At 73.1% G+C, this 14,484-nt stretch carries 10 protein-coding genes; 8 read left to right on the forward strand and 2 right to left on the reverse strand.

All coding sequences use genetic code 11. The annotated features are described in order from the left end of the window. Positions 1–200: 200 nt before the first annotated feature. From ABZW03_RS01715 to ABZW03_RS01730, 4 genes are all read left to right on the forward strand, one after another. Positions 201–1,535: an FtsW/RodA/SpoVE family cell cycle protein gene (locus tag ABZW03_RS01715; RefSeq protein WP_355250605.1), complete on the forward strand. Its 1,335-nt coding sequence runs from the start codon at positions 201–203 to the stop codon at positions 1,533–1,535. Then, a complete protein-coding gene (locus ABZW03_RS01720; RefSeq protein ID WP_355250527.1) occupies positions 1,535–3,043 on the forward strand; it encodes a penicillin-binding transpeptidase domain-containing protein in 1,509 nt (502 codons plus the stop codon). The genes ABZW03_RS01715 and ABZW03_RS01720 overlap by 1 nt, the downstream gene beginning before the upstream one ends. A 294-nt stretch (positions 3,044–3,337) precedes the next feature. After that, entirely contained in the window at positions 3,338–4,828 is a 1,491-nt protein-coding gene (locus ABZW03_RS01725; protein ID WP_355250530.1) for an amino acid permease, read from the forward strand. 128 nt (positions 4,829–4,956) lie between these two features. Further along, the gene (locus ABZW03_RS01730) at positions 4,957–6,375 is read left to right on the forward strand and encodes a glycosyltransferase 87 family protein (protein ID WP_355250533.1); all 1,419 of its coding nucleotides are present in this window, start codon (positions 4,957–4,959) and stop codon (positions 6,373–6,375) included. A 53-nt stretch (positions 6,376–6,428) separates the two neighbouring features. Here the strand turns inward: ABZW03_RS01730 and ABZW03_RS01735 are convergent, their stop codons facing one another. Both ABZW03_RS01735 and ABZW03_RS01740 read right to left on the reverse strand, forming a co-directional pair. Beyond that, positions 6,429–8,192, reverse strand: coding sequence for a penicillin-binding transpeptidase domain-containing protein (locus tag ABZW03_RS01735; protein ID WP_355250536.1), 1,764 nt, complete (start codon positions 8,190–8,192; stop codon positions 6,429–6,431). Between the two features lie 187 nt (positions 8,193–8,379). Beyond that, complete coding sequence (locus ABZW03_RS01740; protein ID WP_355250539.1) at positions 8,380–10,161, reverse strand: phospholipid carrier-dependent glycosyltransferase; 1,782 nt, start codon at positions 10,159–10,161, stop codon at positions 8,380–8,382. A 106-nt stretch (positions 10,162–10,267) separates the two neighbouring features. Here ABZW03_RS01740 and rsmI point away from each other — a divergent pair, with 106 nt between their 5' ends. From rsmI to ABZW03_RS01760, 4 genes are all read left to right on the forward strand, one after another. Next, positions 10,268–11,137, forward strand: coding sequence for a 16S rRNA (cytidine(1402)-2'-O)-methyltransferase (gene rsmI / locus ABZW03_RS01745; RefSeq protein WP_355250542.1), 870 nt, complete (start codon positions 10,268–10,270; stop codon positions 11,135–11,137). Between the two features lie 235 nt (positions 11,138–11,372). After that, positions 11,373–11,840: a hypothetical protein gene (locus tag ABZW03_RS01750; RefSeq protein ID WP_355250545.1), complete on the forward strand. Its 468-nt coding sequence runs from the start codon at positions 11,373–11,375 to the stop codon at positions 11,838–11,840. Positions 11,841–11,924: 84 nt separating this feature from the next. Next, on the forward strand, positions 11,925–13,547 hold the full coding sequence (gene metG / locus ABZW03_RS01755; RefSeq protein ID WP_355250548.1) for a methionine--tRNA ligase: 1,623 nt from the start codon (positions 11,925–11,927) through the stop codon (positions 13,545–13,547). Between the two features lies 1 nt (position 13,548). Then, a complete protein-coding gene (locus ABZW03_RS01760) occupies positions 13,549–14,424 on the forward strand; it encodes a TatD family hydrolase (protein WP_355250551.1) in 876 nt (291 codons plus the stop codon). Positions 14,425–14,484: the final 60 nt, after the last annotated feature.

A 14,484-nucleotide genomic window follows, 5' to 3' on the forward strand; every position in this document is an offset into this window, starting at 1 on the left:
GGTCCGGCAGGGAGCGGGCGGGACCGGCGGGGCGGGGTGATTCCGACGATGGCGGACACACCGTGGCGAAGAGTCCGTAGATATGGATAACACTCGTTAGGGTGCGGAATCGGGACACGGGCGCGTCCGCCTGACGGCCGCCCCTTCCCGCCCTCCCGCGAGTGCGACCCCCAGGACGGTCCGTGGCGACACCCTCCACCGTGGCGAGACCCGCCGCCGGGCCGAGCCGGCCGGTGCCGACCGGGCGCACCACCGAGCTCGTCCTGGTGCTCGGCGCCGTCCTGATCGCCGTGTTCGGCTACGTCGAGGTCGGCGTCAACCTGGACGGGCGGGTCCCGGCCGACGCGGCCGAGTACGGCGCCGCGCTCGGCGTGCTCGCCCTGGCGGCGCACCTCGTGGTCCGGTGGCGGGCCCGGTACGCGGACCCGCTGCTGCTGCCGGTCGCGGTGCTGCTGAACGGGATCGGGCTGGTGGTGATCCACCGGCTCGACCGGGCCACCCCGGGGCGCGCCGCCGCCGCCCCCACCCAGCTGCTCTGGTCGGCCCTGGGGGTGGCGCTGTTCGTCGCGGTGGTGCTGCTGGTGCGCGACCACCGGCGGCTGCGGCGCTACGCCTACCTCGGGGCGCTGGTGGCGCTGGTCCTGCTGGTGCTGCCGATCTTCTTCCCGCCGGTGTACGGCTCCCGGATCTGGATCGTGATCGGGCCGCTCTCCTTCCAGCCGGGGGAGTTCGCCAAGATCCTGCTGGCCGTCTTCTTCGCCGCGTACCTGGCGGTGCACCGGGACGCGCTGGCGCTCACCGGCCGCCGGGTCTGGCGCTGGCAGCTGCCGCGCGGGCGGGTGCTCGGGCCGGTGCTGCTGATCTGGGCGGCGTTCCTCGGCGTCCTGGTGCTGGAGACCGACCTCGGCACCTCGCTGCTGTTCTTCGGCCTGTTCGTGGTGATGCTCTACGTGGCCACCGCGCGCACCGGCTGGATCGCCATCGGCCTGGGCCTGGCCGCCGTCGGGGCGGTGACGGTGGGGTGGCTCTCGCCGCACGTGCACAGCCGGGTCGCGGACTGGCTGGACCCGCTGGGCTCGATCGCGGCGGGCCGGGGCGCCAACCAGATCGCCCAGTCGCTGTTCGCCTTCGCCTGGGGCGGCGAGCTGGGCACCGGGCTCGGCAACGGGCACTCGGTGCTGATCGGCTTCGCCGCCAAGTCGGACTTCATCCTCGCCACCATCGGCGAGGAGCTCGGGCTGACCGGGCTGATCGCGGTCTTCCTGCTGTACGCGGCGCTGGTCTCGCGCGGCTTCCGGACCGGCATCGCGCTGCGCGACCCGTTCGGGCGGCTGCTGGCGATCGGGCTGGCCGCGATCGTCGGCCTCCAGGTGTTCGTGGTGGCGGGCGGGGTGCTCGCGCTGATCCCGCTGACCGGGATGACCATGCCGTTCATCGCCCAGGGCGGCTCCTCGGTGGTCACCAACTGGATCATCGTCGCGCTGCTGGTGCGGATGAGCGACATCGCCCGGCGGTCGACTCCGAGGGAGGCCTGATGGCGCGCGTCCGGGCCAGGGGCAACGGCCCGCAGGGGCTGCCCGGCATCTCGGTCACCGGCCGCCGGGCGGGCACCTTCTGCTTGCTGCTGGTCGTGGCGCTGTGCGCCCAGGCCACCCGGGTGCAGGTGTTCCAGGCGCGGGAGCTCGACCGCAACGGCGCCAATCAGCGGCTCACCATCGAGCGGTACGCCCAGCCGCGCGGCGACATCCTGGTCGGCCCGGACCGGGTGACCGGCTCCGAGTCGACCGGCGGCCGGTACGCGTACCGGCGCAGCTACACCGACGGCCCGACCTACGCGGCGGTCACCGGCTTCGCCTCCCAGGCGTACGGCACCAGCCAGCTGGAGGCGACCGAGGACGAGCTGCTGACCGGCACCGACGGCCGGCTGGCGGGCTGGTCGCTCCGGGATGCCGTCACCCGCCGGCAGAACCCCGGCGGGGACGTCCACACCACGCTGGACCGGGCCGCCCAGCAGGCCGCGATGCGCGGGCTCGGGAGCCAGAAGGGCGCGGTCGCCGCGATCGAGCCCGCCACCGGGCGGATCCTGGCGCTGGCCAGCACGCCGTCCTACGACCCGGGCGCCTTCGCCGGGTACGGCGCCGACGACCAGGAGGCCTGGAACCGGCTGCAGGCCGACCCCGACGAGCCGATGCTCAACCGGGCGCTGCGCCAGACCTACCCGCCGGGCTCGACCTTCAAGGTGGTCACCGCCGCGGCCGCGCTGGCCGCCGGGGTGGTGACCGATCCCGACGCGCCGACCGGGGCGCCCTTCCCGTACGTGCTGCCCGGCACGACCACGCCGCTGGTCAACGACACCCCGGCCTGCGACCGGCCGGGCCTGTCGCTGGCCGCCGCGATGACCCTCAGCTGCAACAGCGTGCTGGGCTACCTGGGGGTGCGGACCGGGCTGGACCGGATGGCCGGGACGGCCGCGGACTTCAGCTTCAACGACGCGAGGGTGGACGTCCCGGTGCGCGCGGCGCGGTCGAACTTCGACACCCGGATGGACGAGTCGCAGCTGGCGCTCTCCTCGATCGGGCAGTTCGACACCGCGGCCACCCCGCTGGCGATGGCGATGGTCGCGGCCGGGATCGCCAACGACGGGACGGTGATGCGTCCGCGGCTCGTGGACCGGCTGACCGCGGGCGACGGCACCACGGTGCAGCGGACGGAGCCGTCCGTCTACCGGCGGGCGGTGACCCCGGCGGTGGCCGCCCAGCTGCGCGGGCTGATGACCGACGTGGTGGAGCACGGCACCGGCGGCAACGCCCGGATCGCCGGGGCGGTGGTCGGCGGCAAGACCGGGACGGCCCAGCACGGCGTGGGCAACAGCGGGACGCCGTACGCCTGGTTCATCGCCTGGGCCGCGCCGGCCGGCTCGGCGGCGGTGCCGCCGGTGGCGGTGGCCGTGGTGGTCGCGGACAGTGACGCCACCGACGTGACGGGCGGTGCGCTGGCCGCGCCGATCGCCCGCTCGGTGATGCGGGCGGTGCTCGGCGGGTGATCACCACGAGCGGCGGGTGACCACCACGAGCGGCGGGTGGTCCGCGCAACCGGTGCAGGCACGCTGAGCTGCCGCTTTAACTGCCGAGTGGTAGAAGCGCCGTTTACGAAGTGTCCGGTTTGTACAGCGATATCTGCCGATTAGGACAATGCGCCGGTTGGGACTGTTCGTTTGCGACACTGGTGCTTTCGCCGGGTACTGTCCCATGTTTGTTCGGTTGATCCCCCGACACCCCAGGGTGTTGCGGGTGACCAGCCGCTAGGACACCCTCCCCCGCCTAGAAGGACCGCAGTTTTGGCCAGCAACACCCTTGGTGCGCGTCTGCTGCGACGCAAGCCCGTCTCGACACTGATCGCTGAGACCGAAGGCAAGGACGCCCTCCCGGCCGGCGCGCCCGAGGAGGGCGGGCGCTCCGGCATCCACCTGCGCCGCTCGATCGGCCTGTGGCAGCTGTCCTCGATCGGCATCGGCGCCACCATCGGCACCGGCATCTTCTTCGTGCTGAACACCGCGGTGCCCTCGGCCGGCCCGGCCGTCATCCTGTCCTTCGTGATCGCCGCGGTCACCGCCGGACTCACCGCGCTCTGCTACGCCGAGATGGCCTCCGCGATCCCGGTCTCCGGCTCCTCGTACTCCTACGCCTACGCCACCCTCGGCGAGGGCGTCGCCTTCGGCGTCGGCATCTGCCTGCTGATGGAGTACGGCGTCTCCGCCTCCGCGATCGCGGTCAGCTGGGCCGAGTACCTGAACAAGTTCCTCGACCTGGCCTTCGGGGTCAAGATCCCCGAGCAGCTGTCCGGCGCGCCGGGCGACGGCCACTGGTTCAACCTGCCGGCCCTGCTGCTGGTCGCCATGGTCTGCGTCCTGCTGATCCGCGGCGTCAGCGAGTCGGTGAAGGTCAACGCGGCGATGGTCGCGATCAAGATCCTGATCCTGATCCTGTTCATCGGCGTGGCGCTCACCGGCTTCCACTCCGGCAACCTGACCCCGTTCATGCCGCTCGGCATCGGCGGCGTGCAGATCGCCGCGTCCAGCATCTTCTTCTCCTTCATCGGCCTGGACGCCGTGTCCACCGCCGGTGAGGAGGTCAAGAACCCGCGCCGCACCCTGCCGCTGGCGATCATCATCTCGCTGGTCGTGGTGACCCTGCTCTACATCCTGGTCGCCCTGGCCGGCATCGGCGCCCAGCCCTGGCAGAAGTTCGACGGCCAGGAGGCCGGCCTCGCCCAGATCCTCCAGGACATCACCGGCCAGAGCTGGCCCGCGATGCTCTTCGCGGTCGGCGCGATCGTCTCGATCTTCAGCATCACCCTCGTGGTGATCTACGGCCAGACCCGCATCCTGTACTCGATGGGCCGCGACGGCATGCTGCCCCGGCGCTTCGCCGAGCTCTCCCCGCGCAGCGGCACCCCGGTGTGGAACACCCTCGTGGTGGGCCTCGGCGTCGGCGCGCTGGCCGCGTTCGTCCCGCTGAACATCCTGGCCGACATCACCAGCCTCGGGACGCTCATCGCCTTCTCGGTGGTCTCGATCGGCGTGATCGTGCTGCGCCGCACCCAGCCCGACCTGCCGCGCGGCTTCCGGGTGCCCGGCTACCCGGTCGTCCCGCTGATCAGCGTCGCCTTCTGCGTCTACCTGATCACCGGCCTGCACGCGGACACCTTCCGGGCCGGCGCGATCGCCCTCGCCGTCGCCGTGGTGGTCTACTTCGGCTACAGCATCAAGCACTCCCGGCTGGAGCAGACCGAGCCGCAGTCCGTGACCTCGGACAGCACCGCCGGCTGACCGGCGAGCAAACCCCGCGTGAAGGGCCGCCGACCGCCGAGGCACCCGGCGGCCCTTTTCGCGCCACCGCCCGTCCGGTGTCCTTCGCCATGGCGACAGGGCCCGGCTCCCACCCCTAACCTTCCACCATGGTGAGCACCCGCACGCCCGGCTTCTCCCGCCCGCGCGGCCGCTTCACCGGCCGCCGCAGAACGCCGGCCCAGGCCTCCGCGACCGAGGCGTCGTCCCGAGCCGGACGGCCGCCGCGCGGCTTCTCCACCCGGCCGTTCCCCCGCCAGCGCGGCGAGAGCACCTTTCCGCCCACGCCCGACCGGCTCAGCGCCGCCGGCCTCGCCGAGCTCGCCTCGATGCGGACCGTCCAACTGCTCGGCTGCCTGATCGCGGCCGGCTGGGCCGCCGCCTTCCCGCTCGTCTCCGACCTGGCCAACCAGCGGCTCTGGGGCCTGATCGCGGCCCCCGCCTACGCCCTGGCCGGACTGCTCTGCCTGACCCTGCCGCGCCGCGTCGCGGCCCACGCGGCGGCCTCGGTCGCCCTCGTCGGGGCCGTCCTCGTCCCGCTCGGACTGCTCGCCCTGCACGGCCGCCACCAGTCCGAGGTCATGGTGGTCGAACGCTCGGCCCACCTGCTGCTCACCACCGGCACCGCGTACCTGCCGCACCCGGTGGTGGTCACCGACTACAACCCGTACCTGCCGGCGATGTCCCTGTTCGGGATGCCGCGCCAGCTGCTCGGGGACTCCACCGCCTTCGCGCGGGTCGCCGGGGACGCCCGGATCTGGTTCGCGCTGACCTTCTTCGCCTGCCTGCTGGCCGCCTGGCGGCTGCTGCGGCCCTCCAGGGACCGGGCGCCGCTGCTGCCGCTGGCCGTCCTCACCGCCTCGCCGCTGATCGCGCTGGCCCTGGTGGTCGGCGGGGTGGACCTGCCGCTGATCGGGGTCTGCTGCCTGGCCATGGCGCTCGCCGAGCGGGACCGCACGGTCGGCGCCGGGCTGGTGCTCGCCCTCGCCTGCACCCTGAAGTGGACGGCCTGGCCCGCGCTGCCGGTCGCCGTCCTGCTGCTCTGGCGGCTGTACGGGCGGCGGCCCGCGGCCCGGACCGCGCTGATCGGGGTCGGGGTGAGCGCGGTGGTGATCCTGCCGTCCGTGGTCACCCAGGCGGACGCGCTGGCCGAGCAGGTGGTGCGCTTCCCGCTCGGGATGACCGCGATCCGGACCCCCGCCGGCAGCCCGCTGCCCGGCAAGGTGCTGGCCGGCTTCGGGCCGGTCGGGCACTCCATCTCGATGGCGCTGATGACCATCGCCCTGATCGGGGTGGCGATCTGGCTGCTGGCCCGGCCGCCGGTCTCCGCGATCGCCGCGGCCGACCTGCTGGCGGCCGGGCTGGCGATCGCCTTCATGCTGGCCCCGGCCGGGCGGTTCGGTTACCTGGCGCTGCCGGCCGTGCTGATGATCTGGCCCCGGCTGGCGGCCCGGCGCTGGAGCAGCCGGCGCCCGGTCCCGCCCGGCCGGGTGCGGGGGAGGCCGCTGCCCGCGCTGCGGCGGGGCTGAGGGGAGGGCCGCGGGGGTCGAGGAGGACCGCGCCCCCTCGACCCCCGCCGGGCTCAGCGGCTGCCGGCGGCCTTCAGGATGGCGGCGACGGCCGGGCCGGCCGCGTCCACGCCGTGGCCGCCGCCCTGCACCTCGGAGGCCACCGCGATGTTGCCGCGGTACGCGGTGAACCAGCTGTTGGTGACGTCGACGCCGGCGACCTCGGCGGAGCCGGTCTTGGCGCCCGCGTTGTCGGTGATCCCGGCCATCACGTCCTTGGCGGTGCCGCCGGTGGCGGTGGCGGCCATCATCGCCTTCAGCTTGGCGGCCACGTCCGGGGAAAGCGGGCGGGCGGCCTTCTGCTGCGGCAGCTCGGCGACCAGGACCGGCTGCTTGAACTCGCCGTTCTGCACGGTGGCGGTGACCGAGGCGATGGCCAGCGGGTTCATCTGGACCTTGCCCTGGCCGATGTAGTTCATCGCCTGCTCGTCCTTGCTGCCCGGGGTCGCCGGCACCTTGCCGTCGGCGTTCGGCAGGCCGGTCTTCCACTCCAGGCCGATGCCGAACACGTCCTTGGCCGTGCCGGACAGCGTCTCGGGCTTGAGGCTGGCCAGGCCCTGGTTGATGAAGGCCGTGTTGCAGGACATCATGAAGTCCTGCTGGAGCGTGTTGTTCGGGAAGGCGCCCGGGAACGAGTTCGGGATCGGGTGCGCGTTGCCGCTCTTCTCCGGGCAGGCCACCACCGAGTCCGGGTTGATCCCGGCCTCCAGCAGCGCCGCCGAGGTGACGATCTTCATCGTCGAGCCCGGCGCGAGCAGCCCGGTGAAGGCCCGGTTCTGGCCGTTGGCCGGCGAGTTGGCGAAGGCCAGCACCTGGCCGGTGCTCGGCTCGATCGCGACGATGGAGCCGGGCTTGCCGCCCAGGTCGGTCATCGCCTTCTCGGCGGCGGCCTGGAGGGTGTTGTCGATGGTCACCTTGAACGGCTTGCCGGGCTTCGGCTCCACGATGGTGAACAGCTTGTCCTGGGCGCCCTTGCCGGCCGGGTCGGTGATCACCACCGCGCTGCCCGCGTCCTGCTCCTTGGCCGGGTCCGGCGGCAGCAGCTTGTTGGCGTTCTCCTGGAGGGTGCTGATCAGCGCCGGGGTGAGCGAGGCGCCCTGGACCGGCTTGCCGTTGCGGTCGACCACGGTGGACGGCGGGGCGTAGACCGGCTGGACGGCGATGGTCTCGTTGCCGGACAGGTGGGGGTGGATCACCGACGGGGCCCAGTGCACGGCCGGGGTGTTGTCGCTCATCTTCACGACGCCCAGGAAGCCCTGGTAGTCCCAGGCCCGGTTGGTGCCCGCGAACTCCGCGCGCGCCTTGTAGGACATCAGCGTGCCGGTGGGCCCGGGCGTCGCGCTGGGGGACGGGGAGTCGCCGCCCGGCGCGTCGGTCGCCCCGGGCGTCGCGGAGGCCGCGGCGGAGGGCTTGGCGGCCGGGGCGGGGGTGCCGGTGGCGGCGGAGAAGACCTGCTGGGTGGTCGGCCCGAACGGGGTGAGGGTCAGCGCGCTCGGCTTGACCTGGTCCCGGAAGGCGGTCAGCGCGGTGGTGGCCGCGGCCGGGTCGTCGGTCAGCGAGGCCGCCTTGGCGATGTCGCCGGCCGACCAGGCCGCCAGGAAGTCCTTCAGACCGGCCGCCGCCTGCTCGGCCGACGGCGGTTCGGCGACCACCGTGCGGGGCTTCTTGGCCCCGGGCCCGTCCGAGCCGCTCACCAGGCTGTACACGCCGTAGCCGCCGCCCGCGAGGACGGCGATGGACACGCCGGTGATGATGCCGATCTTCGCGCCACTGCGCATGGTGCAGTTCCCCCAGGGGTCTCGCGGCCGGGCGCAACCGGCCGGGGCCGGAAACGCGGTACCCCTCCACCCTAGGCAGCCCGGATCGGTGCGTCGGCGAATCGCCGGGGACTTGTGACGGATCTGGTACGTGGTGTGCACCGCATACGGACGGTTCGGGGGAACGCGGTGGAGACCGCGGGAGCGGTCAGATCCAGGTGTTGAACCACATCCGGCGGCGCCAGTCGTCCAGCGGGATCGTCTGCCCGGTGAAGAGCGGGTAGAAGAAGAGGAAGTTCCAGACGATCAGCAGGATCAGCAGGCCCGCCGCCGTGGAGCCGATGAGCCGGCGGTCCCGGGAGGCGCCGGCCGGGCCGATCAGGGCGCCGATCAGCATCGTCACCGCGAGCACCAGGAACGGGACGAAGACCACCGCGTAGAAGAGGAAGATCGTCCGCTGCTGGTAGGCGAACCAGGGCAGGTAGCCGGCGGCCAGGCCGCAGAGCAGCGCGCCGGCCCGCCAGTCCCGCCGGGCCGCCCAGCGCCACAGGCAGTAGACCAGCGCCGCGACGCCCGTCCACCACAGCAGCGGGGTGCCGATGCCCAGCACCTCGCGGGCGCAGTCGGCGGCGGTGCAGCCGGCCTGGCCGTACTTGGGGGACTCGTAGTAGAAGGACACCGGCCGGCCCAGCACCAGCCAGGACCACGGGTTGGACTGGTAGGTGTGCGGGTCGCTCAGACCGACGTGGAAGTCGTAGACCGTCGAGTGGTAGTGCCACAGGGCGCGCACGGCCTCGGGTATCCACGGGTAGTCGGTCGAGCGGCCGACCGCCCAGTCCCGGCCCCAGCCGCCCTGGCCGGGGGCGGTGCTGCTGGCGAACCAGCCCCACCAGGAGCCGACGTAGACCGCGATCGGGACCACGACGACCGAGGCGAAGGCCGGCGCGACGTCCCGGGCGAGCACCGCCAGGTACGGGCGCGGGGCGCCGGCCAGGCGGCGGGCGCCGACGTCCCAGAGCACGGTCAGCAGGCCGAAGGCCGCCATCACGTACAGGCCGCTCCACTTGGTGGCGCAGGTCAGGCCGATGCAGACGCCGGCCGCGATCCGGTACGGGCGCCAGCCCAGGTTCACCCGCTGGGCGAGCCGCGGGTCCTCGACCCCGCCCAGCTTCCGGGCCAGCAGGGCCCGGGTGCGGTCGCGGTCCAGGAGCAGGAAGCCGAAGGCGGCGAGGGTCCAGAACATCACCACCAGGTCGAGCAGCGCGGCCCGGCTGAGCACCAGGTGCAGCCCGTCCACCGAGAGCAGCAGGCCCGCCACGCAGCCCAGCAGGGTGGAGCGGAACATCCGGCGGGCGATCCGGGCGACCATCAGCACCGACAGGGTGCCGAGCAGGGCCACCGCGAACCGCCAGCCGAAGGGGTTCATGCCGAACAGCTGCTCGCCCGCACCGATGATCCACTTGCCCACCGGCGGGTGCACCACGTACGAGGGCGTCGCCCGGTACGGGACGGCCGCGCCGGGCGTCATGATCGTGCTGTTGGCGTCCTCCGGCCAGCTGATCTCGTAGCCGCCGTGCCAGAGCGCGTAGGCGTCCTTGGCGTAGTACGTCTCGTCGAAGATGATCGCGTGCGGCTGGCCGAGGCCGGTGAACCGCAGCAGGCCGGCGAAGAGCGCCACCGCGATCGGGCCCAGCCAGCCGGCCCAGCGGCAGAGGAAGAACCAGAGGCCCTGCGGCAGCGAGAGGCCCATCCGCAGCAGCAGCGGCGACTGCGGCACGTCCCGGGGCGTCACCCGCGGGCCGTCCGGCATCGGCGGCACCAGGCGCTCGGTGAGCGTCCCCGTGGGGCGGGCGCGGTAGCCGTACGCCGCCAGGCGCTCGCGCCAGCCGACCGGCCCGGTCCGCGGGGAGCGCGGTGACGGCAGGCCGACGCCGCCGTACGCGGAGTGGTCCGTACCAGTGGGCGTGCGCGCCGCCGTGTCGCCGTTCATCCGCCACATCGTAGGGGCGCTCCTCGCACGTGTGTCCGCTCCCTCGGAAGCTGACCGAATCGTCACCAAAAGCCCCGGGCGCGCGACAGCTGCGAGGATGGGGACCGTGACAGGAGTACTCGTTCTCGCAGGCACCCCCATCGGCGACGTCTCGGACGCCCCGCCCCGGCTGGTCAACGAACTGGCGACGGCGGACGTGATCGCCGCCGAGGACACCCGGCGGCTGCGCCGGCTCACCCAGGCGCTCGGGGTGACCCCGGCGGGCCGGGTGGTCTCCTACTTCGAGGGCAACGAGGTCGGCCGCACCCCCGAACTGGTCGAGGCGCTGCTCGGCGGCGCCCGGGTGCTGCTGGTCACCGACGCCGGCATGCCCTCGGTGTCCGACCCCGGCTACCGGCTGGTCGCCGCCGCCGTGGCCGCCGACGTCAAGGTCACCGCGGTGCCCGGGCCCTCGGCGGTGCTCACCGCGCTCGCGCTCTCCGGACTGCCGGTGGACCGCTTCACCTTCGAGGGCTTCCTGCCGCGCAAGAGCGGCGACCGGGCCCGGCAGCTCGCCTCGATCGCCGCCGAGCCGCGCACCATGGTCTTCTTCGAGGCGCCGCACCGGATCGCCGAGGCGCTGACGGCGATGGCCGGGGCGTTCGGGCCGGAGCGGCCGGCCGCCGTCTGCCGCGAGCTGACCAAGACCTACGAGGAGGTCAAGCGCGGGCCGATCGGCGAGCTGGCGGCCTGGGCGGCCGAGGGCGTCAAGGGGGAGATCACCGTGGTGGTCGCCGGCGCCCCGCCGGCCGCGCCGCAGGAGCTGACCCCGGCCGAGCTGGCCCGGCTGGTGGCCGTCCGCGAGGAGGCCGGGGAGCGGCGCAAGGAGGCCATCGCGGCCGTCGCAGTGGAGCTCTCGCTGCCCAAGCGGGAGGTCTTCGACGCGGTCGTGGCGGCGAAGCGGGAGGGCCTGGAGAGCGGCCCGGGGAAGGGGTGAACGCCCGGGGGTTGCGTTGCTCACGGGGAGTCGTACCGTGGAGAGAAGGCCCCGGTAAACACCCGCCGAGCTGAAGTTCCGGTAGCGGTTCCGGTCCTGGGAGGGCCCTTCGTATAGGGCTCCCCAACCCGCATCCAAGTCTTCACAAGTGGGGCGTCGGCCGAGGCGGTCCGGGCATTTCCTGGAAGGGAAAGACCCAGCCGGACGAGCGTCCGGCGGGCGCTGGGAGACGGCTATGAGTGAAGTTGTCGGTAGCCCCCGCAGTGGCAGCGCACTGAGCACCGCCGGTCTGGCCGGCCGGCCGCACACTCCCGTCGAGACCGTACGGGAGGCCTACTCCTTCGCGTGCCTGCGCTGCGGGTACGGCTGGGAGCAGGCGTACGACATCGAGCACCACGTGGCCAAGGACGGACACGTCGTGTTCGAGTACCACGCCAACGGCGTCCGGGTGCCGTCCCCGCTGCTCCAGCCGACCTGCCCGGGGTGCGGCGGCCACACCGTACGGATCATGCGCGAGGGCGGGGTGGCCCGCGCCTCCGCGGACCAGCCCTGGCAGCACGCCCCCGGCTACCCGGCGCACGCCGAGCCGGCCGGGCCGCCCCCGGTGACCGGGACGCCCGCGGCGACCGGTACGCCCCCGGTCGCCGAGCCCGTCCGGCCGCGCGGACGCTGGGCCCGGTTCTGGTCGCGGCTGCTGGGCTGACACCGGGGCGACGGAAGGGACCGCCCCCGGCCGGGAGAGAACTCGGTCGAGGGCGGTCCCCGCGCCCGACTAAGCTTTCCGACCATGGCGGCCACTGCAGACCACAGCACCACCGGGGCGAGCGCCCCGGCGTACTTCGTTACCACCCCGATCTACTACGTCAACGATCGCCCGCACCTGGGCCACGCGTACACCACCGTGGCGGGCGACGTCCTCACCCGCTGGCACCGCCAGCGCGGCGAGAAGGTGTGGTACCTGACCGGCACCGACGAGCACGGTCAGAAGATCATGCGGACCGCCGAGGCGAACGGCGTCACCCCGCAGGAGTGGTGCGACAAGCTGGTCGAGGAAGCCTGGAAGCCGCTCTGGGAGCACCTGGAGATCGCCAACGACGACTTCATCCGCACCACCGAGACGCGGCACACCGACCGGGTGCAGGAGTTCGTCCAGGACCTGTTCGACAAGGGCGAGATCTACAAGGGCGGCTACGAGGGCCCGTACTGCGTCGGCTGCGAGGAGTTCAAGCTCCCGTCCGAGCTGCTCGACGGCGCCACCGCGGACGAGAAGCTCTGCTCCGTCCACAAGAAGCCGGTCGAGTGGCTGGAGGAGGAGAACTACTTCTTCCGCCTCTCCGCCTACGGCCCGCAGCTGCTGGAGTTCTACGCGGCCAACCCGGACTTCATCCAGCCGGCCTCGGCCCGCAACGAGGTGCTGCGCTTCGTCGAGCAGGACCTCAAGGACCTCTCGATCTCCCGCTCCACCTTCGACTGGGGCGTGCCGCTGCCCTGGGACGAGAAGCACGTCCTCTACGTGTGGGTGGACGCGCTGCAGAACTACATCACCGCGGCCGGCTACGGCAGCGACCCGGAGCGCTTCGCCGAGCTGTGGCCCGCCTCGGTCCACCTGGTCGGCAAGGACATCCTGCGGTTCCACGCCGTCATCTGGCCCGCCATGCTGATGGCCGCCGGGCTGCCGCTGCCCAAGCGGGTCGTGGCCAACGGCTGGCTGATGGTCGGCGGCGAGAAGATGTCCAAGTCCAACCTGACCGGCATCGCGCCCACCGATCTGACCTCGCACTTCGGCGTGGACGCGTACCGCTACTACTTCCTGCGGGCGATCCCGTTCGGCACCGACGGCTCGTTCTCCTGGGAGGACTTCACCGCCCGGTACACCTCCGAGCTGGCCAACGACTTCGGCAACCTGGCCTCCCGGGTCGCCGCGATGGTCGGCAAGTACTTCGACGGGGTGCTGCCGGCCGCCGCCGCGGCCGGTGACGCCGAGCAGGCCGTGGCGGACGGGCTGACCAGGGCCGTCGAGACGGCCGACCGGAAGATCGGCGAGGAGCTGGACTTCGCCGGCGGCCTCGCGGCGATCTTCGAGTTCGTCAAGCAGGTCAACGGCTACCTCACCGAGCAGGAGCCCTGGAAGGTCGCCAAGGACGACTCGGCCGAGGGCCGGGCCCGCCTGGCCACCATCCTGTACACCGCGGCCGAGGCGCTGCGGGCCACCGCCGTGCTGCTCAACCCGGTGATGCCGTCCACCGCCGAGAAGCTGTGGACCTCGCTGGGCGCCGAGGCCGCCGGGCTGGGCGCGCTCTCCGCGCAGACCGTCGCCACCGCGGCCGACTGGGGCCGGCTGCCCGCCGGTGCCACCGTCACCAAGGGCGAGATCCTGTTCCCGCGCCTCGAAGAGAAGCCGACCGCCTGACATGGCCAAGGACGACGACCGGTCGACCCCGCCGCCGCTGCCGGAACCCCTGGCAGTGGCGGTGGCCGACTCGCACACCCACCTCGACATGCAGTCCGGCACCCCGGCCGAGGGCCTAGCGAAGGCCGCCTCGGTCGGGGTCACCACGGTGGTCCAGGTGGGCTGCGACGTGCCCGGCTCGCGCTGGGCCGCCGAACTGGCGGCGCGGTACGAGCAGGTGCACGCGGCCGTCGCCCTGCACCCGAACGAGGCGCCGCGGATCTTCCTCGGCGACGCGGACGGCTGGTCCGGGCAGCAGCGGAAGGCCGGCGGCGCCGCCGCGCTGGACGAGGCGCTCGCCGAGATCGACCGGCTCGCCGCGCTGCCGCAGGTGCTGGCGGTCGGCGAGACCGGGCTGGACTACTTCCGCACCGGCCCGGAGGGCGTGGAGATCCAGAAGGAGTCGTTCCGCCGCCACATCGAGATGGCCAAGCGGCACGGCAAGGCCCTGGTCATCCACGACCGGGACGCCCACGAGGACGTCATCGCCGTCCTGCTGGAGGAGGGCGCCCCGGAGCGGACGGTCTTCCACTGCTACTCCGGCGACGCCGAGATGGCGGCGGTGTGCGCGGAGCACGGCTGGTACCTCTCCTTCGCCGGCCCGGTCACCTTCAAGGCCAACCAGCCGCTGCGCGACGCCCTGCTCGCCACCCCGCTGGACCGGATCCTGGTCGAGACCGACGCCCCCTTCCTCACCCCGCACCCCTACCGGGGCCGCCCCAACGCCCCGTACCTGATCCCGGTCACGGTGCGGTCGATGGCGGCGACGCTGGGGCTGCACGAGGACGAGCTGGCGGCGGCCGTCGCGGCGAACACGGCGCGGGCCTTCGGGTACTGAGCCGGTCGAACGGATTTCGGGTTCGGGAGAAACGGTTCGGCACTCTCGCGGCGCTGCGAT

The sequence above is a fragment of the Kitasatospora sp. NPDC004799 genome (assembly GCF_040609095.1).
In the GTDB taxonomy this organism is placed as follows: Bacteria; Actinomycetota; Actinomycetes; order Streptomycetales; family Streptomycetaceae; genus Kitasatospora.